Raw genomic sequence first — 21,638 nt, 5'->3', positions numbered from 1 at the left:
TGCTAGCGAAAGATGCAAGCATGAAGTGCGTTCTGTTGCACCAGGCCGACATCCGTCGCCTGCTGATCATCGGCGCGATGTCCCGGCTCAACGGGCTGGGGCGGCGCTCGATCCCGGAAGACTCCTGGCTCGCGCGCATCTCTGCACGAAAGCCGAGAATGCTCGTGGCGATCGCGCGGGCCAATCGATGGCGCGGGCGATCCGGGCCATGCTGACGAACGGCGATGTTCAGGAACGCCTTGAGGTGCGGCAGCCGGAGGCGGCCTGAGGCAGGGCAGGCGGTCAGAGAAAGGGATTTCGATACTGTTCGGGGCGGAGGAGTGGTTCCCGGCCGAGGCGTGCGAGGCCCTGCGGGTCGCGCCTGCGGCTGTCGAGTACCTCGGCAATTTCCGACGGGTCCTCCTCGAGAAGCCAGGTGACGAATTCGCTGCTGCCCATTCCGGCGAGACAGATGCGTTGAGCCCTGCCCGGCGCATACCATGCGGACAAGGCGAGGAAGGCCGCGCCGCGGCGCAGGTCGCTGGCGGCGAAGAGCCGGGAGACGAGGGGAATAGCCGACTGCCACTCCAGTTCCTGGGCGGCTTCGAGAGCCCAGCCCGAGAATGGTCGTGGCCTCACGCCACCCTTTTGCAGCCCCGCATCCAGCGTCCCGCGCGCCATCTGGTCCAACTTCATGAGGATATGCTCTCCCTCGCATCGAGGATCTTCTGCGGGCGTTCCTGACACTCCACCGGGCGCCGGCCTTCTTCTGGCGCCCTTGGCCAGTTCACGCGCGCGCCCTGACTTGTTGCCGTATTCCATCATGCACGCTTGAGAGTTTCTGAAATGCGAAGAGCGTTAATATGCATTCGGCCTCTGATCTGGAAAGGGATATATTCTGCCAGCTTGACAACAAGGGGGAGGATGAGGCGGTTCCCCCTGAAATACGGAAATATCCCCGGTGTCAAAGCGACGAGGCGCAGCTTAAAAAGATCAATAAGGAAAACCGCGCGGCCGGCCTTCGCCATGCGCGCGGTGGATTTCAAGGATTTCAATCGTGCCCCGGGAAGAGGTGCGTGGACTCTGCCCCTCCCGTCGGGCGCGGCTGCCTGTGCCGGATCCGGTCAGCTGGCGAGATCGATCGGGTTCTCGGCAGGCCGGGGGGCGGCGACCTCCAGCCGTCCCGGCCTGGCGGCCCGAGGCTCCTGATAGCCGAACTGCGCGGCCACCATCGCCGCCTGTGTGCGGTTTTTCACATTCAGCTTGGCACAGATGGAGCGGACATGCATCTTCACCGTCACCTCGCTCAAGCCCATGTTCTGGGCGATTTCCTTGTTCATCAGGCCGATCGTCAGCCCACCCAGGACTTCGAGTTCCTTGGGAGTGAGCCCGCGCTCGTCAGAGGCGTGCCGCCGCGGCGTCAGTCGCATGAAGGCCGGGAGGTACGTCTCTCCCGCCAGGATGAAGTTCAGGGCATTGACCATCGAGCGGGCGCCCTGGGTCTTGTCGATGTAGCCGGCCGCTCCCTTGTCGAGAGCTTCGATCACGACACTGGGTCCGGCATTGCTGGCGAAAAGCACGAGCGGCTGGCCCTGGTTCAACTCGAGGAGACGGGAGAGCGCCTCGAGCCCCGGCTTCATGCCCGGCAGGAGCAGATCGAGAAGAATCAGGTCCACCGACCCATTCCGCTCGAGGTGCTCCTCGAGTTCATGGGTGCTCCCGGCTTCGATGATCTCTGCATCGAGTTGGCTGGCGAGGTAGGCGGCGAGCACTTCCCGGACGAGTCCCTGATTCTCCGCCAGCGCGATCTTTCTCTTCTGCATCTTTTCCTGTCACCTGACCGATGGCGGCATCAAAACCGCTATAAAACTGCACCACATTCTTCTTTTTACGCATTCGCCCCGCCATAGGGCAGGGGTGAGGTGAGCGCGCGCAACCAAAGGAAGGAGCGGTTCAACCTCAGCGCTAGAGGCCTTAACTGTTCGCGCATACCACGCGAGGATACACATGGCACTCCTATCTCGCGAAGAGTACTTTTTATCGCAAGTATTAATACCAGAGCAAATGATGACTCATACCTGCCATACCTTTTCTGCATGAAGGATATTAGCGGACCGGATTTGCAATCCTAGCGCGAAATACCCGCGGGGGCTATCGAAGAGTTCTTTCGACGTGCCCATCCGGCTCTCCTTCGGGGATGCTGCCCGAAGGGGCGGGATCATCGGGAAGGTGTCGATGGGGGTGTCGGATGCGGTGCGTGAGCGTCCTCGAGAGGCCGGGCTTCGAGAAACCGGGCCTCGAGCTCGTCCCGCGCCAGGGGAAGACTCAGGAGATGGCCCTGGATGCGGTCGCACCCCGCCTGCCGTAGCCACTCCCGTTGTGCGTCGGTCTCCACCCCTTCGGCCGTCGTGCTCATCCCCAGCGTTCCGGCAAGCCCGATGATGGCACGGATGAGTGTCCTGCTGTGCCGGGGATTTTCGGACGTGAGGCCCGCAATGAAGCTGCGGTCGATCTTGATTTCCGTGGCTTTCAGCCGGTGGAGATAGGAAAGCGAGGCATATCCGGTCCCGTAGTCGTCGATGGCAAGGCCGATGCCGCTACGGCGCAGGGAGGCGATGTTCTGCTCGGCAGAGGAATGCGCAAGGAGCGAGGTTTCCGTCAGTTCGAGGGTGATCTGACGGGGATCGATCCGTTCCGCCGCCAGGCGCTGCAGGGTATCCTGCGCGAATGCCCGTCGGGCCAGGCTCTGTGCCGAGACATTGATGCTCAGCCGGGGATGCCAGCCGCAAGCCGCCCACTGCCGGAGCTGGCGGGCGGCCAGCGCGATGACCTGGTCGTCGATGGTCACGATCAGGCCGACTTCCTCGGCCAGCGGAATGAACTCATCGGGGCGCACCTCTCCAAGGACCGGGTCCGTCCAGCGCAGGAGCGCCTCGACGCCTGCCAGTCCGCCGTCGCCCACGAGGGAGAACTGCGGCTGATAGACCAGTTGCAGCCTGTCGAGGGCGGGGCCGTCCAGCGCCCGGGTGATGGCGCTGCGTCGCTCTTCGGCCGCAAACAGCTCCCGGGAGAGCAGGATGGTCCGGTTCCGTCCTGCCCGCTTGGCGGCGTGGAGGGCGATGTCGGCCCCGGACATCAGCAGGGGCATCACCGTTCCCTGGTCGGGGCACAAGGCAACCCCCGCCGAGGCCGTGAGCCTGATCGGCTGCGCCTCGATCCGGATCGGCCGGGCAATGGCATCCCGCAACCGTTCGGCGAGCGCCACCGCCGCCTCCCGCTCCAGTCCGGACGCCAGCAGCATGAACTCGTCTCCCCCCAACCGGGCCAGGAGATCCTCCCGGCCGGCGCAGGCGCGCAGACGCTCGGCGACGATGCACAACACACGGTCGCCGGCTTCATGGCGCATCGTGTCGTTCACGGACTTGAAATTGTCGATGTCGAGCATGATCAGGGCCAGGGGGGCAGGGCCGGCGGCATCCGCCAGCCGAGCCTGGAGGGCTGCGCTCAGCGCGCGGCGGTTGGCAAGACCGGTCAGTGGATCCTCGTCCGCAAGCTGGCGCAGCCGGTCGGCGACGGCTTCGGCATCGGTGATGTCGGTCACCGACATCACGACTTCGGCTCCGTGCGGAGCCGGGGGCAGGGGGGCTGCATTGATGGAGAGGAAGCGCCGGCCGCCCTCCGGCAGATGGACCGCATAGCGCAGGTCATGCTGGTCCTCGCCGGATCTGCGCACCAGGGCCGAGGGCAGGGCGGCCTCGCCGACCGGCTGGCCGTCGAGCGTCTCGAGCGGCCAGCCGGGCACGCGGAAGACCTGCGGATCGTCGGGGGCGGGCGTGAGTGCCAGGAGATGCTGGGCCGCGGCATTGGCATAGAGCACCCGCCCGGCGGCATCCGTCGCGAGAATGGCCGACACGCTCGTGCGCAGGACACCGGCGATGAGGGCATTGCGGGCCTCGAGTTCGCGCTCGAGCGCCTTGCGGTCGCTGATCACCGTCTCGACCGACACATAGCCGAGATAGGTGCCATCCCGATCGAACATCGGATGGATGTTGAAGTGGATCCAGTAAGGTTGTCCGCGGGCATCATGATTGATGGTCTCGCCCTCGTGGCTCTCGCGCCGCTCGACTGCGGCCTGCACCGCGGCCACGGCTGCGGGATCGGTCTGCGGACCCCGGACCAGGGACGCGAAGTCCCGCCCTGCCACATCGGCCAACCGGTAGCCGGTCTGGGTTTCGAAGGCCCGATTGACCCAGAGGATCCGCAGTTCGGTGTCGAGGATGATGACGAGGTTCGTCATCACCTCGGCGACATGGGCGAGCCGGGCGAGATCCCGTTCGGCCGCCCGGGCGATGCCTTGGGCGCTCGCGGCGATCGTTTCGGCGCCGTGCCGGGCCAGGGCCGCCCCGACCGCATCCGCGAGCGAGCGCAGGATGGCCGTCTCCCCCGGATCGAAGGGCGCGCGCCGTCCGACCGCATCGAAGCCGACGAAACCTGCAAGGGCCGGGCCGTCCATGAGAGGAGCCAGGGCCAGGGCCTGGATGCCCTGGGAGACGAGATGTCCCTTGGCCGGGTTCCTCTCCTCCAGGGCCGAGACGTCGGGAATGTCGATCGTGGCGTCCTCCTGCAGGAACGGCAGCCAGGGCTCGATGAGCGAGATCGGCAGCCGCTGCAGCGAGGGACGTTCGGGCCTGATGCCGTCGCGGCACCATTCATGCGTGTTGCTGAGATACATGCCCTCCTCGATCCGGAACACATAGGCCCGGTCCGCTCCGCATTGCGCCCCCATGACCGCAAGCGCCCGGTCGATGGCGCCATCCACCTCGGAGCCCGTGGCCCGCATCAGCTCGCGCATCAGGACAGCCATGCGCGACTGCCGGTCCGACAGGTGCCGCGCGAGGACATCTTCTCCGGCAGGATCGCGGGATCCGTCCCGGAGGGGCCCCGCCCCATCCAGGGCCGGGCGTTCGGGAGAAGGAATGAAGCGGTTGCGTCCGCTCCGCTTGGCCTCATAGAGGCAGGCGTCAGCCTGGGCATAGAGCTGGTCAAGACTGCTGCCGTCCTCGGGTCGGACGGCAATCCCGGCGGAGAAGGTCAGGGGAGAATGATCCTGCACGCGCAGGGGCGGCTTCTGTTGCACCTGGTGCGCCACCTGCCCGACGAGCCCGGCCATTGCGGCCATGTCAAAGCCCGGGCAGAGGATCAGGAATTCCTCGCCGCCCACCCGGAAGGCGTGTGTCCCTTCCGGCAGCACCTCGGTGACCGCCTCCGCAAAGCGACGCAGCACCCGGTCTCCCGCGGAATGGCCGAAACGGTCGTTGATCTGCTTGAAATGATCGATGTCGAGCAGGGCGAGACCCATCGAAGGATGCTCCGGCAGGGCGGCCTCGAAGACGAGATCAAGGGCGCGGCGGTTGCCGAGACCCGTAAGCGGGTCGGAGCGTGCGAGACGTTCGGAGATCTCCCGCAGGCGCGTGATTTCGGCAAGCTGGTTGCGCGCCAGCCCCAGCGCCAGCTCGAGACGCATCGCATTGCGATGGAGATCGGTCACGTCGGTCAGCAGAACCACGGCGCCGAGAAGGGTCTGCCGACCACCCAGCGGCTTGCGCATGCGCATCAGCCGGATCTCGAGGATACGGTCCCCGATCTCCACCCGCTGCCATCTTCCTTCCCCTTCCTTCTCCTCGAGCAGGGGGCGAAGGCGCGCGAGCGGACCGGTGTCCGACGGGCTCTGGCCGGGCGCGAAGTCCGGCATCAGCGCCTGCGCCGCCGGGTTCATCCCGACGATCCGCCCCCCGGCATCCAGCACCAGCACCGGATCGGTGAGGTTGAAGAAGATCAGGTCGCGTGCCTGGGACGTCAGATCGAGGGACCGGTTGGCATAGATGGCCCAGGTGAAGACCAGAAGGACGAAGGCAAAGGCGAAGGGCGTCGGGTCGAAGCCGAAGAGGGTGGTTTCGAGCGTCACGTAGGCCAGGTTGGCGGCCAGCGGCACAAGGGTGCCGAAGAGCATCATCATCCAGGCTGGCCGCATTGCGCGCGGAGCCCGGAAGGCTGCCGCGGCCGCAATGGCTGCGGCCGAGGAGAGGAAGATGTAGAGCAGGGAGGCCAGGGCATGAAACAGCGGCCCGTGCTCGAAGATGGCCGACGGCCGTCCGTCGAGCATCCCGAGCCGCGTGCCCGGCAGGTAGAACAGCCCGTGCCAGGGATTGGTCGCGACCAGGAGCGTCGCGAGACCGACAAGTCCCGTGACGACGAAGGTTTCGGTGCGCCGCAGGCGCGCGCCAAGTCCGAAGCAGTAGTGGGCGAGAAAGAGGCACCAGCAGATCGGCACGAGGGTGATGGCGGGCCAGGCTGCCGATGCGAAGGCAAGCTTGCAGGCAAGCGTTGGGGTCGCAAGCTCGAGGGATGCGGCGCCGAGCCACCAGATCATGCCGAAAAGGCAGGCCAGGAAATGCCTGCGGCCGAAGAAACGGTCCTGGCGCAGTATCCAGGAGACGAGCAGTACGAAACCGGCAAGGGTTGCCACGGTCGCGTAGACGGCGCGGTCGAGGCCGAGGGAGGTGAAGCAGGAAAGAGCGTCCATCGGTGATCCGGCTGTTTGAGGCCAATGCGTCCTGCCTCGGGCCGTGAGGGGCAACGGATGCCGCTTTTCGGCCTGCCCGGCAGGTCCGGGCGCTCTCAGTCCGGCATCTCACCCGGACCGGGACCCCCGGGCAAGAGGAACGTGCTCATGTGGACCGCGTTCTTGCCCTGGCCCTTCGCGGCATAGAGCGCGGCATCGGTGATCTTCATCAGCTCCTGGGGCGTTGTGCCGGCCGGGGCGCGGGCCAGGCCGAAACTGGCGGTCACGGCGGCATCGGGTGCCTCCGCAAGGCGGATCGCGGCAAAGCGCTGGCGCAGGCGCTCCACGCGGCGTTCGGCGGTGGCCAGGGGTGTTCCATTCAGGACGATGGCGAACTCGTCCCCTCCGATGCGGCCGAAAAGGTCTCCCGGCCGGATCATGCTGCGGGTGCAGCGCCCCACGGCCCGGAGGATCCGGTCACCGACGGGATGGCCGTAGGTGTCGTTGAAGGCCTTGAACTCGTCGATATCGAACAGAACGAGCGTCAGCTCGTCTCCCGATCCCTGTCGGCGGTGCAGGGCCGCGGCGAACTGTTCCTCGAAGGCCCGCCGCATGCAGGCCCCGGTCAGCATGTCCTCCGAAATGCTCCGGCGCAATTCCAGCCGCTCCATGACCAGCTGGGCGAAATGGGTGAGCAGGGCGCCGTCACGGCTGCTGAAGGCGCGCGGTACATGGTCCATGATGCACAGGACCCCGATATTGTGGCCCTCCGGCGTCGGCAGCGGGGCGCCGAGATAGGCGCGGATATGGGGGGGGCCGCAGACCAGCGGGCTCGAGGAGAAGTGCGGATCCTCGAGCGCATCGGCGATGGCCATCGGACCGGAGCCCTCGATCGTCCGGTTGCAGAAGCTGCTGGCACGGTCGGTCTCGCGCCTGTCCATGCCGATCTCGGATTTGAACCACTGCCGGTATGAGTCGATGAAGGTGATCGCCGTCATGGGCACGTTGAACACATGCTGCACGGTCCGGGTAATGATGTCGAATTCCCGGTCGGGGAGTGTGTCGAGGATGTGGTATTGCCGCAAGGCGGCGATCCGCCGGGCCTCACCGTTGCCGGCTATTCCCGGCCGGCATGTCATGGGCGGCGGCATTGGTCCCTCCCTCCAGCCCGCGCCCCGGGCAGGCTTCCCGAAGGCGGGGGGGGCACTCTCTTCGGTACGGATGGACCATGTCCCGCGCTGCTTTCCCTGTGGCGGCGATCCGCCCGCGCGCCCCGAGGCCTGCTGACGACGGCACCGGTTGAAATCCTGTTCACACGATGGACCCTCTCCATCTCCCGTCTTTCCGGGAGCCGAGGAACCCGCGGCCGTCCCGATGCAATCATAGGCTGCGTTTGGGCCGTCGTTTCGCGACATTCTGGCGCGGCCCATCGCCATGGTTCCGGTCGGCGGCTGCCGGTGCAGGACGGGACTGCTTCAGGAAGGCGCGCCCGCGGAAATTCCGTGAGAGCCCTGGCAGGGGCTTGCTCGCCCCCGGTGACGCGCCTTTTCAGGTCAGGGGGCGGACGCCCTCAGGCCGTTCCGCGTCTCTTCGGACGCCAGAACATCATGCAGCGCCTGGAAGGCGGCATGGGCTGCCTTCCGCTTGCCCATGTTCAAGAGAGCGTAGGCGCGCAGGATCGCCAGATCACGCCGCTCGAAGCCGGCCAGCGCGCTGTAGGCGTCGAAGAAGGCGACGGCCTGCCGGTATTCCTCCCGGTGATAGGCGCTCACCCCGCGCTGGTCGAGGATCCAGAGTTCGACATCGAGGCGCTGCTGCCGGGTCAGTTCGGTGGTGGCGGCGATGCGGGCGGCGCTGTCGGCCATGCCGAGCCTGAGCAGCGAGAGGGCCTCTCCGAACCGGGCATCGCGTTTCTGTTCGGCCGGGCCCGAGGATGCCGCGCGCCGGAAGAGGGCGAGAGCCTCCAGTGGGCGCTGCATGTCATAGGCGCACCAGGCGCGGGTGAGGGCCTGGCCGGAGGTGACCGCGGGGCTTGTGCCCGCCAGGCACTGGGCAGGATGACGGGTGACGACACGGGAGGAGGGCGGGGTGCCGGCGCCCGCGGAGGAGGGATCCCCCGCAAGGGCCCTGGCGGATCCGGCCGACGGAGCGGTTGCAGGCTCCGCGGGGCCTCTTGCGGGCCGGGACCGGCCATGGCCGGCGGCCAGCCTGGTCTCGAGCTCGTCCCAGCGTGCGGCCTGCGCCGGAAACCGCCGCCGCGCCTCGCCGAAAAGCTGTGCCATCTGCGCGGGCGTGGCAAAGCCATCCGCCTTCTCGAGCGTCGCGGTCACATGCTCGCCATTGCCGCAGCTCTGCACGATCCCCTGCATCAGCCGGAAAGCCTCCTGCGTGGCGCCGGCCATCTGTTGAGCCTGCGCCAGGCGCCAGGCGTTGTTGATCCTCTCGCAGCTCAGCAGAGCGGGCATTGCGGCGGCGATCCGCGCCGCCTGCCCGGAGTCGGCCGCAACCAGGGCCCGGTCGAAGGAGGCTTGCGCCCGCGACAGGGTGAGCAGCTCCGTCATCTCCCGCGGCGGGATCCAGTCGGGATAGTGCAGGCGGGTCTCCCCGATCCGCGCCTCGGCCGCATCGAAGGCGCCGGAGGCGATCAGCTGGTAGATCCCGTCGATCTCCCGGGAGGGGCCTTCAAGGCCGCCGGGCCCGGCGAGAGGATCGGCCGAGGGCGTCCAGTCGGGAAACCGTACCCGAAGGCGCCGCAACTCCGCTTCGTAGGAGGGCGTGTCGTTCTGCGATCGGTAATAGCGCAGCGCGCGCAGATCCTCTTCGGAGGGGGCCTGTGCCAGGGACCCGCCTGCCGGGAGCGCGAGCGCCGGGACGAGGAGGAGGATCGTGAGGCTGCGGCGGAGCCGGGACGGGATCAGACGGGCAGGCATTTGGGGAAGAACTCGGCTTGTGCGACCAGCGCCATCAGATGGAGCGTGGCGGGGAAATAGACCTGGGCGGCGTCGAAATCCGGCATGGCGGATCCTGCGGTCCGTGACAGGACACAGTCGTTGAGAGCGACGAGAGCCCGGTAGCCGACCTCGTCGCTGCTCTCCCGGATCCGGCCGGTCTCCGGATCGAAGACCGTGGCGGTGCCCGGATCCCAGGCCGCGGCCTGGCGGTGCATCTCGCGGAACCGCTGCTGGGCGGGCGTGTCGGTCATGCCTGACCAGCAGAGGTAGAGCGGAATGCGCAGCGCCTCGTAGCCGCTCTGGTCGGACAGGCCGGGCGCGGAAGTGCGCCCCTCGGGCGTCAGCTGCAGCCAGTCGGGCAGAAGGCCTGATCCGGCGATCCCGTTCATCAGGTCGAGACCGTCCTGCGCCGCCGTGACGAGGGCGGGTGCTTCGGCGAAGGCGCCCAGTTCGCGCATCGCGCGGGGCATGCAGTAGGACAGGTTGAGCGTGATGGCCCTGTCGCTGGTGAACCCATAGGCGGCCGGCAGAAGATACCGGCGTCCCGAGCCGTCGGGATGATCGGCCAGGCAGCTGCGCGCGAGCGCCGTGCCGATCATCCGGGCCCGGTCGGCGAAGAGGGGCTCGTTCCAGGCCACCGCGCCCTGGATCAGCGCCCAGCCGTAGAAGAGGTCGCCGTCGGAGGCATTGTTGCGGTCCGGAACCGGATCGCCGGCTTCGGGCAGGTAGCGCCAGCTCAGCAGCCCGTCCTCGCGCAGGGCCAGATGGCTTTCGCTCCATTCAAAGATCCTGCGGAACGCCTCCTCGTCCCCGAAGGCCACGGCCAGCCGCAGGCCGTAGCCCTGGCCTTCGGAATGGCTGGCCCCGCTTTGGGGCGCATCGACGATCCGGCCGTCCTCCTGCAGGCAGAGGCTTTTCCAGGCTTGCCAGGCCGGCTGCAGCGGATGATCGGCGGGCAGGACGAAGGCGGCTCCCTCCTGTGCGAAGCCGCCGAAAGCCCGTCCTGCCGCGAGGGTGCCGAGCAGAGACGCCATGAAGTGCCTGCGTTTCATACGTGTCTCCTCTTCCGGCCCGTCCGGATGGCCAGCCATGCTCCGATGGCCACGATCCAGGAAACGGACAGCCCCGCAACCACGAGAAGGCCCGGCGCCCAGGATACATAGGCTGCGACGAGGGCGCGCAGGTTGGCAAGGCTGACCGGTTCGAGCAGCCGGGGCCAGGCATGGTCGGAGCCCCAGCTCTGCCACCGGCCGTCACGTCCCAGCAGGGCCACCTCGCCGCGCGGCCCGTTGGGCGTCGTGAGGGCGGCCCGAAGCGCGCCGGCGATCTGGCGCGGATTGGCATCGGGGCCAAGCACAAGCCAGATGCGGCGCGGATCCGTCCCCCCCGCCGAGGCCAGCAGCGCAGTCCCCTGTCGGCCCCGAAGCCAGTCTTCCAGCGGCCCCTGCCCCGGTCCGAAGGCCAGCTGCAGCCAGCGCAGCGCTTCCCGGGTACCGAGAGGGAGCCGGCGCCGTTCTTCGCTGCCGTCTCCGGGCCCTCCTGCCTGCCCGCGCAGTGGCCGCAGCACCGCTCCGACGGACAGACCCGAAAGCCCCGGGCGCTCCTGCAGGAAGAGGGGAAGATGTTCGAGATCGACCACATGCAGTTCGATGCTCCCCGCCGGTCCCGGCCCGGGCGGGGCTTTCCCGGCCAGCATGGCCCCGAGGGCCGCCTGGAGCCCCAGCCCGTCGCCGGAGATGCGGAACTCCATCCGCTCCACCCGGGCGAGATCGCGCCCCAGGTCGGGCAGGATCATGCGCGGCGAGGCCGGAACATGCAGGGTGGAGGTCGGACTGATCCGGAAGCGTTCCATGGTGTCGGGCGGACAGGGCCGGTCCGGGAACCGGCTCGGGAGAACCACCTGGAAATCAAGGCTGTTGATGCCGGGCCGGAGCCTGCGGCCCTCGAAGCGGATCTCCAGCGGATCGTCCCGTGCCGGGACCGAGCCGTCCAGACGGATCAGGCGGATCGCCTCGCCATTGACCCGGACCACCATCTGCGAGCCGGGGACCAGTCCCGGCATGGCCGCATGGACGAGCGTCAGCGTCGCCGGCTCGTTGGTCAGGATGAGCCAGTCCTGCGGAAGGCGGAAGCGGATCGTGCGGGCGGAGTGGGTTGCGGAACTGCCGAACGGCTCGAAACCGAGGCTGGAGAGCGTCTGGACCCGCCCGGGCGTGAGCATGGGGAGCGGATCACCGACGGCGGGTTCGGGCGGCAGGAGAAGGGCGAGCCCGTCCAGATCCGCAAGCTGCCCCGGGGGATATTCGATCACCAGCACCGCGGCGCCGTCGCCACCGCGCCGGAAACCGACATGGTTTCGATCGGAGGCGAGGAAGGTCACGCGCGCCGGAGAAGGGGGCTTTCGGTGCAGCCCATGGGTGTGCTGCGGTTCGACCGGAGGCAGGCTGCCGCCGGCGGCAGCCCCGAGATGGCCGACGAGACGGGCGAGCGTGGCCTTCTCGTCGATGAGCGTGGTGCTGTCCCTGCGGATCACGAGCGGTTGCGCGCGGCCCTCCATCGCCCGCAGCGCGGCGCGGAATTCGTCCGGCAGAACCGGCCGGTCGGCTCCTTGAGACACGGCCAGACCGCTCAGGGACAGGTTCCAGTCGCTCCAGAGCTGGAACCAGGCTTCTGTGCTGCAATAGATCCGGTGGGTGAGCTGCGGCTCCAGCACGATCCGGTTCAGTCCCTGGATGAGAAGGCCTGGCGGGATCGGGATCGTCTCGCGGACAAAGCCGTCGAAGCCCCGGGGTGCGAAGCGGGCCACGTCACGGCCATTGACCGACAGGGTGATGGAGGAGGCCTCGGGCAGGACGGCAATGCTGTTGCGGTAGGCCAGGATGAGCGAGGCCGCTCCACCGGGGTCGGCCGCGAAGACCTCGAACTCGAGCCGGCCCTGCGTGCCCTGCTGGCGCAGGATGCTGGTGCCGATCCTTGCGGGCTCCTGCGGAATGAGGGGAGCCAGGGCTGCGGGCCGGGGTGCGGACGGCTCGGCCCGATCCCCCGCCGCGCCGGTGGCCTCCTGTCTCTGGCGCAGGGCCACATCCACCGCCCCGGCCTCCTCCGCGAGCGGACGGCCTGCCGGGCTGGCAGGGCTGGCGTCCCCGCCCTCGAACCGGATCACCTGCGCGCCCGCCCCGTCGGCCAGCATCAGGGAGAAGGCGAGACATCCCGCCGTTGCCAGGCGCATGACGCTCATCCTCCGGTCCAGCCAGCGGCCGGGCTTTCGCCGGCAGGTTCCAGGTCCGGACCCGACAGGCCCTCGGCCAGCCGTTTGCGCCCGCCACGCGCTTTCCGGCCCATGTCCGGCACAGGAAGGACCGGTGCGGCCAGTTCTCCGCCGAAGGCCAGGATATGGGGCGCGGGACTTTCGTCCTTGCCCGTCTCCTCCTCGGGGACCGTCCGGGACAATCGGACCAGGTCGTAGGCGGTGCGCGGAATGGTTGTTGCCGCACGCCAGGCGACGAACCCCAGTCCCGACAGGAGCCCACGTCCCGAGAAGCTCCTGCGGCGCATCCGGTCCCAGATCCTCGAATCGGAGAAGACAAGGCAGGCCACCGTTTCCCGGGCGGCCGGGTCCTGGTCCGGCAGGAAACGCAGCCCGAGAAACAGGTCGGGGCCCTCGTGCTGAAGCGAGCGCAGCTCGCACCGGATCATGCGGCTGACCTGCGGCAGGAGCGCGATCTCCGGTTTGAAGGCCACAGCCTGTCCGGTCGTGAGGCGCAGCCCCGGGCGGGCGGCGTCGGCCAGGCGCAGGCGGGCGCCATAGGTCGAGGCATCCACCACCTCGACCTCGAGAGAGGTCTCGCCTTCGCCCGGCACCAGGAGCGCCTTCACGTTCAGATCGACCCTGGGCGCCACACGGCGCTGGCGCTGCTCGACGACCGCGCGCAGGCTGAGCCCGGTGATCAGGAAGTTGAAGAGCGCCCAGCCTCCCACGAGCAGCACCACCTGGCGGTCGTCGGGCAGGAGGAACCAGCGCAGCCCCGCCGCGGCGACCCCCGCGGCCATCAGCAGGAAAAGGGCCAGAAGAGGCCTGTAGATCGGGGAGAGGAAACTGTCGGCCACGGTCTCGTCCTTGGCCGTCACCTCGAAGCGGAACCCTTTCGGGCGCAGCAGGGCCCCCAGCGTGGCGCGCAGCAGATAGGGGGTCTGGGCAATCTCGTAGATCTCCGAGATCAGCGGCCAGCGCACGCGCGCAAAGAGCGCGTTCTGCACGAGGAAGCTGACCACCAGATAGGTCAGCGTGTAGACGAGGGCCTCCTCGAAGGTGGCGACGAAGATCTGCAACCCGAAGAAGAGATAGAGCAGCGGCGAGAGCAGGAAGACGAGCCGGACCAGCGGGAAGAACCAGTAGCTGATCGAATTGTAGTAGCACAGCCGCTGCGCGAGGCTCAGGCCGGGGCGGAAGATCGGGTTCTTCAGCCGCAGGATCTGCATCATCCCGACCGCCCAGCGGCCCCGCTGCCGGATGAAGGAGGAAAAGGTCTCGGGCTGCAGCCCCGCGATCAGGGCCCGGTCGACATAGAGGCTGTTCCAGCCCCGCGCATGGATGTCGAGCGCGGTCTCGGCATCCTCGGTGATGGTCTTGCCGGAAAAGCCCCCCACCTCCTCGAGCGCCGTACGGCGCAGAAGGGCCGCCGAGCCGCAGAAGAAGGCCCCGTCCCAGCGGTCGAGGCCGCGCTGGATGAGCGCATAGAACATCTCGTTCTCGGCCGGGCAGGAGGCCGGCAGGCCGAGGTTGCGCTGGATCGGATCCCTGTTGATGAAGAAATGCGGCGTCTGGACCAGAAAGAGCCTGGGATCCTTGACCAGGAAGCCCACGGTGCGGGCCAGGAAGTCGCTCGAGGGAATGTGGTCGGCATCGAAGACCGCCACGAACTCCCCCCCGGTTCGCTCGAGGGCCGCATTCAGATTGCCGGCCTTGGCGCTCACATTGCGCTCGCGGGTGAGATAGCTCACCCCCAGCCGCTCGCAAAGCGCCTGCAGGACCCGGCGCCGCTCCTGGGCGGCACGGGCCACTTCGGGGTCGGAGGAGGCGCATTTCTGGTCGGTGCCGCCATCATCGCAGAGCACGACCCTGAGCAGATGCGGCGGGTAACGGATGTTCCGGGCCGCGGCGAGCGTCACCGCAAGCAGATCGACGGGCTCGTTGTAGGAGGGCACGAGGATGTCGACCGTGGGCAGCCGCTCGGACGGCACCTGTTCGGGCAGGCCCCGCTTCAGCGGATCCGCAAGCAGGAAGGCATTGAGAAAGAAGAGCGCGATCGCATAGGTCTCGACCGCAAAGAGCATCCCGGCCGCCGTCAGCGACAGGGGCGTCTCCCAGGAGGGCAGGGTCTCGAACAGCCGCCACATCCAGTAGCGCATCACGACCATGCCGGCGGTCGCCAGCATCAGGAAGCGGAGCGGCGTGGAGCGCCAGGTGAAAGGCTTCAGAAGCGCCACGATCAGGATCGTGGTGATGCCGAACAGCCCCTGGGCGAGCGTATCGGAGGGAACGCTCAGCAACACCACCAGGGGCAGCATGCCGAGGGCGGTGGCGAGGATCAGCAGGCCCCGCAGGAGCCTGTGTCCTCTCAGGGAAGCGGGAGGAGCGTGCATGCACATATCCGGCTTGCGGAGGCCTCGTGCGAACCCCGGTCCGTGAGGCTGGGGCCGACGGTCATCGGCCTGTGAAGGGAGCCCCGGAGGAGGGGGGTCATGGCTTGGGCCCCGCCAGGGGGGAGAGCATGAGGCCTGCTCTGGCATCGCCCCTCCCGTCCCCGACTGGGGAGCCCAGAAGGCTTGCATCTCCGATCGGGGCGAGGGCTGTCTCGAGATCTCCCGTCACGCAGTTGCGCATCATGAGGTCGATGCTGCGGGCCCGGCCCGGCAGCATCCGCACCGCGGTGTCCGTCCGCCGGAAGGCCAGGACGCAGTAGAGGCTGCCCTGGCGTACTTCGCTCCAGACCAGGGGACCCAGCCCGTCATGGCGGCTGCGCAGCTGCGCCTCTTCGAGCTTGCGGAAGGGAAGGGTCGACGGGCCGATCTGGCCGGAAAAGATCGCCGTCGAGAACCGCCGGCCGCCCCCGAGATCCTCACGTGCCTTGGCGAGAATGTAATTGTCGCCCGCCGTGACGGTATGGTTGGGCAGCGCAATGAGCTGTTCCGGGCCGGTCCGCGTCCGGCGCTCGAGGGTGACGCCGCCGGCGGGGGCCCCGATCCAGCGCTGCTGGTCCGACACGAGCCGATATTCCGTTGCGAATTCGGGCGTGCGGGCCGCCATCAGGGGCAGGGCATCGGGGGAACAGGCGGCCATCAGCAGGCCTGTCGCGATCAGCGCGACGAGAATTCGGCCGGGCTGCCGGAAACAGGGAACATTCCGGAGGAACTGCAGAAACACTGGTACGCTATTGCCCGATTTCGCTTGAGATCATCTCGCCATTCGAGTCGGACATCGAGCCGTGGCGGCGCCATTATCGGAATGACTAGAGGTCACTTCCCCCGGATGATCAATCTGCGCCCGGTATGAAAGGCGTTGCTCTTGCGAACCGGAATGACCGACTTTTGGCGTGTCACTCATGGGTTTCGTCTCCTGTTGCCGTATCGAAATGCGCTTCGATATCGGCATCCCTGCGCGCTTCTTATCGAAAGTATCGGTCGGCTTGTCTCGAGGGCGATCGAACGACCCGGCCAGACCGGCGTTGCCCTCGCGAGAATGCCCACCGGACCTTTTGCCGAATCTCGAGGGGTGTTCCTGGCATCGACCGACGCAGGGCGGGTGCCTGCCAAGTTCCGGCCCGCAGGCTGTTCCCGTCCCACGCCGCGCTGAATGATATCTCTTCCGGAGCATCGGGCAGAATTTTCATTTTGAACGCCTCGCTTTTAACGATATAAGATGGAGCCAGAATCTGCTTATGCGCGAACTGGCGAGGAAAAAAGTATGGGTTGTCCGATTCTTCCAATGCCTGCGTTGAAAGCCCATGACCTCAGGTTTTATCTTGTGGTGATCGTTCCGTCTCGAAATTCTCAATGGTATTAATGACTCCGCGTCGGCCCAATACTCATGAAGTTTTGGAGATCTTTTGGATTTATTGGAGAATTGCTGTTGCCGATGCCATGAGTATGGCTTGAAGGTAGATTTTGCCCATGCATTTGCAGGGTTCCGATATTGGGAGCATGATTATGACGAAATACACAAAAGGCGTTCTTCTGGGCGCAGCCATGGGCCTCGCCCCCGTCGCCGCGTCGGCGGATGCCGTGGCCGTGGCGCTGAGCGCGAGCTTCGCCCCGCCGGTGGCCGAGACGGTGACCCTTGATGTCGTCGCTGGCGGCACCGTCGGCGGCCAGACCATCTCGATCGTCGGCGAAACCGGATCGGCTTCGGTCGGGTCTGTTTTCGGGCAGCCGGTCGGAAGCCACGACCACGACATCAATCTGACCACCTCGACGACCGATACCGATGTCACCGTCACCGGGACCGCGACCGGCGTGATCCACACCGGGCAGGGCCCGCTGATGTCGCTCAGCGTAGCGGCCTCGAAAGGTGACAGCGCCGCGGCCACCGCGGCCTCGACCCAGGGCGCCACCACCGCCAGCTCGGCGGCCACCGGCTCGCGCAACCGGCTCGTGCTGGAAACCGACTTCGACGGTCGCTCGGATGCCTACGAATCCGAGATCCTGATTCTGGCTGAGGAAGGCCGTCGTCGCTGATCTTCGGCACATAGCCAGGGCATCCCGCATCCCCCCAGGTGCGGGATGCCCCTTCCCGGGCGATGACTTCTGCCCGCGGCCGCCTGTCGCGGGAACGGACAAGGATGAGACTGTATGCGCCTTCGTAGCCTCAGGCTGACCCTCTCGGCCTCCGTACTGGCGCTGGCCGCGGCCGCGGTTCAGGCCGACGACAAGGCCGTGCTGCTTGAAGGTAGCCCCGGCGCCGAGGACCGGCGTCCGATGACCGCCCCGACCGCCGCACCCTCCGGCCGGGTCGTCCCCCTGACAACCCGTTTCGTGCTCAATGGCGAGACCCTGAACTATGGCCAGGGCCCGACCCTCGAGGCCCTGTCGCTGTCGGGCGCTTCCCGCGACTGGGACTTCGAGATCTCCGGCACCCATCCGATCCGGCAGTCGCTCCACGAACGGGCCGGCGGCGGGCTCTACACCCGCGAGCAGACGGGCTGGTATTTCCAGGCCCGCACGGTCGACCGGCGCCGCGAAGTCAAGGTCACGCGCCGGGAGGCGATCGACATCTATGGTTTCCAGCTCGACCTGACGGTCACGGGCGGGTGCTTCTTCCCCGGAGCTGAGCCGGAAAGCTACTGCACCTACACACCGTCCGTCGAGATCGACCCCGACAGCATTAACCCTGACACCCTCATCCCGGGGGCCTTCATCTTCGGCGAGGATGTCGGAGCCGAAATCTCCGCCGAGACCCACAACGCCCTGAAGGCGGAGGGCTTCCAGCGCGGTGTCGCCGGCGGCGAGGAAATCGTGGGCCTCTCCCTCGCAGTGCCCAACTCGGGCTATGTGGCCAGCGAGGAGCGCTCGGGACAGAATTCCGTGGAGCGCCACGAGTCGGTGGACAAGCGCGCCATCGGAGGGATCTACAGGTTCAGCCAGACGCTGAACAGCAATGCCGAGGGCGCCTCCCTGGCCCGGACCACCCGCGGCTTCATCTTCCTCGAGGGAGATGAATGGACCGGAAAAGCCGCCGCCGCGCAGCTGCTCTCCTGGATCCTGCCCTCGGCGCGCGCGCCCCTTGCCCTCACCGAAGCGGCCGCCCGCCTGAGCATCGGCAACAACCTCTTCCTCGCGGCCAACAACACCCGACTGCCCGAGAAAAGCCTCACCGCCTATCATGCCGGCCGAGGCTATGTCGCCCACCCCCAGAAGCCGATCCGCTCCGCAGCCGATACGCCCTCGTCCATCTTCAACAGCTTCTGGATCGGCTTCTCGCCCGTGCGGGACATCGAGACCACAAGCCGTACCGGCTTCGTCACCACCGGACCCCGCGAGAGCACGCTCGAGGGCGGATATTCCTTCGTGCAGGGCGGGTTCGACACCCCCCTCGCCGAAGGTACCTCCATCTATATCGTCGACGAGATCAGCCAGCGCATCTCCCAGATCGAACTGGCCAACATCGAGGATCTCTTCATCCAGACCGGCATCGATCTCACACGTCAGGACGGTCTGGCCCTTTATACCTCCTCGGAGAAGTCCAGCTATCGGTACGTGCCGCATCTGTCCTTCTCGGGGAACCTGACCACCGGAACGAGCGTCACGCGCTACTATGCCGGCGCCATCCTCGATGACGAAACCAACGCCTATGTCGGCTTCGACCATTCCTACCGCGGGCAAAACGGCCTCTCGCTGCTCCTGCGCGGCGAGCATTATTCCCGCCCGGATCGCGACTATTACAGCAATGTCGAGGCGCGCCTGAGCAAGACCGTTGCCCTCTCGAAGGGCGGAAAGCTGACCTTCGGCCTCGGCGCCCGCGAGGAGCTCGATCGGGCGCCCTCCACCGAAGAAAGCGTGACGCTGAACGACAACGACCGGACCATCGATCTCGTGGCCTCCTACCAGACGACAGCCGGGCACAGCTATGCCCTGAGCCACCGTCTCGTGCAGGCGGAAGACGGGTCCGACGACGAGAGCACATCCATCGGCTTCAGCTACAGGGCCTCGGACAACTGGTCCTTCTCCTCGCAGATCACCCCCTTCTCGAACGAGGATGCCTATATCGCCGCCCGCGCCGGCTTCTCCTGGCGTCAGGCAAGCCGCCCCAACTCTCCCGTCCTCGGTGTCCAGTGGGCCTCCATCAAATACGACTACGGCGAAGACCAGTTCGGAAATTCCCTGCGCGAGCGGGAAGACACCCTGCTGGTCTCCTACAAGATGCAGTTCTGAGGCCGACAGGAGCACCCGCAGATGAAAAACAGGATCGTACTCCCCGCCTGGATCGCGATCGGCCTGCTCGCCTCATCCGGCGCGGTCTTGGCCGATCCCTCGGGACCCGCGACCTCCGGCGTGCGCCTCGTCATCGTGGGGCAGGGGACGATCGGGTCGGATTTCAGCATGACCGGGCTCAATTTCGTCTATGGGGCTGGCGAGGGAGGGACCGCGTTCGAGACCAACATGGAAGGCCTGCAATGGGAGTGTGACGACGCCGACTGCCGGTCGCGCTCGGCCTCCTACGAGGATGCCAACTGGTCCGTGATCCAGACGGTCCGTGCCTGCAGCCAGACGGCAGACTGCTCCTTCAGCTCCGACGTGGGGCTCCTCGGGCAGGACTAGCCCCCGGACAATCCCCACCCGGCCCAGGAAGGCCGCCCACGGCCGGCGGCCCTTGCCCCGGCCCGCGGAGCCCGCGTCCACATCGCCCGGACTCATCACGGTCCGCAGGTGTTGAAGAAGGACGCCGTCTTTTCCTCCACATCGATCCGATAGGGCGTCATGGCACAGTCCGCGACCTTTATCGGCTGGGCCTGTCCCGTATATCCCCCGTCGGATGTCCCGGCCGCCATGTCGACCCAGCTGTAATGGACAAGCGGGCCGAGATTGGTGTTCCTCAGGACATCGTTCAGCGAGAAGATGCGTGAAACGCGTCCCAGGGCCACGGATTCACCCGGATTGGCCTGAAACATCTGGTTCGGGCCGATGATGTCGAGTTGATGCGGCAATCGCCCGCCTGCAAGGATCTCGTCCGTCTGATCCTGCAAGACCTCGCGCGGAGCGGCACCGAACACCTTTGCGAACATCTGGTCGAAAATGATCTGGCGGCATTGCCGCGAATCCTTCAGCTCATCCGCAAGCTGTTCCCGCAGCACGTTCTTGTAGCTGTGCTCGTCGAGGTTTGCGCCGCCTTCTATGCCCAGGTTGAGAAGTCGACGCGAGAGCACACCCAGAGTTGCATCCGTCTTGCCTTCAACGTTCAGCTCCGAGCTGGATCCGCTGTCTTCGGTGATGCCGCAAATCCGCTCGGCGGTCTCGACAATGAGCAATGTCGCGTCCCGCTGGATGTCCAGATCCTGGGCCGAGGCGGACACGGCGAAAATCGCCAGGGCACTCACATGCGGCAGGACACCGGCAAGAAGGAGTTTCATCTCGGACTTCCCGAAAAAACAGCCCTTTCGAGGACCGGGGCAGGCACCGCGCGCGCGCCCCGCGCAACTGGATGTTCAGGCTATCCGGCGTTGCCCTTTCCTGTCAAACCCGCGCATCCGGCCGGCTCTTCCTGCACATGGCGGGCTGCGGCCGAGGTGAACCCCGGCTGCCGGCCTTCCGGGAGCAAAGCGTCCAGCGACGGGCGATGTTCGGATCTGTCATGACCAGCGGCGCCACCCTCGTGCCTGCGCTCGACGGCCTGCGATTTCGGCACGGACCAGTTCCATCGCAGCCCCCGGTCGCGACGCACATCGTCCCGTGATGCGCCTCTCCAGCACCTCGCGAAGCATCACCGCGCCGGGATCCCGGTCAGTCGATCACAGCCGTCAGGGGCCATCGATGCCGGCGCCGGTCAGCCTGCGGCCCTGAAGAAATCCGCGCGCACCCTTCTCACCCCTATGGGTGCCGTCGGGCCATGGGCGAGGGCGCGCCTGCCCTCCTCCTCAGGTGTCCCCCCACTGACGGATCGCCCCTTGGCGAGAGATCTTCAGGGCACGGCGGGATCGTCCCGCGACGGAGGAAAGAAATGGCATATGCCGTCATCAACGATGGAATGCGGATCAAGCAGACCTGCTACTGGGATTCCATCCATGCCCGCCACGGGCTGTTTGCCATGAGCGGGAACGCCGGGGCCTGGCGCCTGCTGGTTCCTGACTGCCAGCGCGGCTTCCTGCCGGAGATGGCGACCGCCCATCATGTCGAGATCGAAACCGGACTCTGGCACGACCGTCCGGTTGCCACGATCTGGTTCGACGACCTGACCCGCACGCCGTTCCGTCTCCTCCTCGACCAGCACATGTTCGATCGCACGCTCAGGCCGTCCACCTGCAGGCAGCCCTTGCTGGTCTACAGCCGGGACGGTCTGCAGCAGGAGCACATGATCCACCGGATCTACTGAGCGGCATCGTCCCATCGCCTGGCGAAGGGGGGGATCGAAGCCTCCCCCTTTCCGTCACCGGCCG

14 protein-coding genes and 1 pseudogene are annotated in these 21,638 nt (G+C 66.9%); 5 read left to right on the top strand and 10 right to left on the bottom strand.

Annotated elements, in window-relative coordinates:
• Positions 1 to 41: 41 nt before the first annotated feature.
• Positions 42 to 268 (top strand): annotated as a pseudogene (locus LV780_RS20470) (IS110 family transposase); the annotation flags it as partial.
• 14 nt (positions 269 to 282) lie between these two features.
• Here the strand turns inward: LV780_RS20470 and LV780_RS20465 are convergent.
• The 9 genes from LV780_RS20465 to LV780_RS20425 form a co-directional block, all read right to left on the bottom strand.
• Positions 283 to 675, bottom strand: a complete 393-nt coding sequence (locus tag LV780_RS20465; RefSeq protein WP_233864256.1) for a hypothetical protein — start codon at positions 673 to 675, stop codon at positions 283 to 285.
• 428 nt (positions 676 to 1,103) lie between these two features.
• Complete coding sequence (locus tag LV780_RS20460; protein ID WP_117345252.1) at positions 1,104 to 1,802, bottom strand: response regulator transcription factor; 699 nt, start codon at positions 1,800 to 1,802, stop codon at positions 1,104 to 1,106.
• A 395-nt stretch (positions 1,803 to 2,197) separates the two neighbouring features.
• Positions 2,198 to 6,562, bottom strand: coding sequence for a diguanylate cyclase domain-containing protein (locus LV780_RS20455; RefSeq protein ID WP_233864254.1), 4,365 nt, complete (start codon positions 6,560 to 6,562; stop codon positions 2,198 to 2,200).
• Between the two features lie 95 nt (positions 6,563 to 6,657).
• Positions 6,658 to 7,692, bottom strand: coding sequence for a sensor domain-containing diguanylate cyclase (locus LV780_RS20450; protein ID WP_117345249.1), 1,035 nt, complete (start codon positions 7,690 to 7,692; stop codon positions 6,658 to 6,660).
• Positions 7,693 to 8,094: 402 nt separating this feature from the next.
• Positions 8,095 to 9,471 carry a hypothetical protein gene (locus LV780_RS20445; RefSeq protein ID WP_117345248.1) on the bottom strand — a complete coding sequence of 459 codons (1,377 nt, stop codon included), beginning with the start codon at positions 9,469 to 9,471 and terminating at the stop codon, positions 8,095 to 8,097.
• Positions 9,456 to 10,544 carry a glycosyl hydrolase family 8 gene (locus LV780_RS20440; RefSeq protein WP_117345247.1) on the bottom strand — a complete coding sequence of 363 codons (1,089 nt, stop codon included), beginning with the start codon at positions 10,542 to 10,544 and terminating at the stop codon, positions 9,456 to 9,458. The genes LV780_RS20445 and LV780_RS20440 overlap by 16 nt, the downstream gene beginning before the upstream one ends.
• Positions 10,541 to 12,721, bottom strand: coding sequence for a cellulose biosynthesis cyclic di-GMP-binding regulatory protein BcsB (locus tag LV780_RS20435; protein ID WP_117345246.1), 2,181 nt, complete (start codon positions 12,719 to 12,721; stop codon positions 10,541 to 10,543). Before LV780_RS20435 ends, LV780_RS20440 begins: the two co-directional genes overlap by 4 nt.
• Before the next feature lie 5 nt (positions 12,722 to 12,726).
• On the bottom strand, positions 12,727 to 15,060 hold the full coding sequence (bcsA, locus tag LV780_RS20430; RefSeq protein ID WP_117345286.1) for a UDP-forming cellulose synthase catalytic subunit: 2,334 nt from the start codon (positions 15,058 to 15,060) through the stop codon (positions 12,727 to 12,729).
• Between the two features lie 172 nt (positions 15,061 to 15,232).
• Positions 15,233 to 15,832, bottom strand: a complete 600-nt coding sequence (locus LV780_RS20425) for a hypothetical protein (protein WP_233864245.1) — start codon at positions 15,830 to 15,832, stop codon at positions 15,233 to 15,235.
• Positions 15,833 to 16,698: 866 nt separating this feature from the next.
• Here LV780_RS20425 and LV780_RS20420 point away from each other — a divergent pair.
• From LV780_RS20420 to LV780_RS20410, 3 genes are all read left to right on the top strand, one after another.
• Positions 16,699 to 17,226, top strand: coding sequence for a hypothetical protein (locus LV780_RS20420; protein WP_117345244.1), 528 nt, complete (start codon positions 16,699 to 16,701; stop codon positions 17,224 to 17,226).
• Positions 17,227 to 17,340: 114 nt separating this feature from the next.
• Positions 17,341 to 19,419 (top strand): hypothetical protein, encoded by a 2,079-nt coding sequence (locus LV780_RS20415; RefSeq protein ID WP_117345243.1) that lies wholly within the window; start codon positions 17,341 to 17,343, stop codon positions 19,417 to 19,419.
• Positions 19,420 to 19,440: 21 nt separating this feature from the next.
• Positions 19,441 to 19,806: a hypothetical protein gene (locus tag LV780_RS20410; RefSeq protein ID WP_117345242.1), complete on the top strand. Its 366-nt coding sequence runs from the start codon at positions 19,441 to 19,443 to the stop codon at positions 19,804 to 19,806.
• A 95-nt stretch (positions 19,807 to 19,901) separates the two neighbouring features.
• Here LV780_RS20410 and LV780_RS20405 read toward each other — a convergent pair whose 3' ends face one another.
• Positions 19,902 to 20,615: a hypothetical protein gene (locus LV780_RS20405; RefSeq protein WP_101339585.1), complete on the bottom strand. Its 714-nt coding sequence runs from the start codon at positions 20,613 to 20,615 to the stop codon at positions 19,902 to 19,904.
• A gap of 587 nt (positions 20,616 to 21,202) precedes the next feature.
• Between LV780_RS20405 and LV780_RS20400 the strand changes: the two genes are divergently transcribed.
• Positions 21,203 to 21,574: a hypothetical protein gene (locus LV780_RS20400; RefSeq protein ID WP_233864243.1), complete on the top strand. Its 372-nt coding sequence runs from the start codon at positions 21,203 to 21,205 to the stop codon at positions 21,572 to 21,574.
• The last annotated feature ends 64 nt before the right edge of the window (positions 21,575 to 21,638 follow it).

Source organism: Cereibacter azotoformans (genome assembly GCF_021391315.1).
GTDB lineage: Bacteria > Pseudomonadota > Alphaproteobacteria > Rhodobacterales > Rhodobacteraceae > Cereibacter_A > Cereibacter_A azotoformans.
Note: the sequence above shows the minus strand (reverse complement) of the source record. Positions and strands in the feature narration are given on the sequence as shown.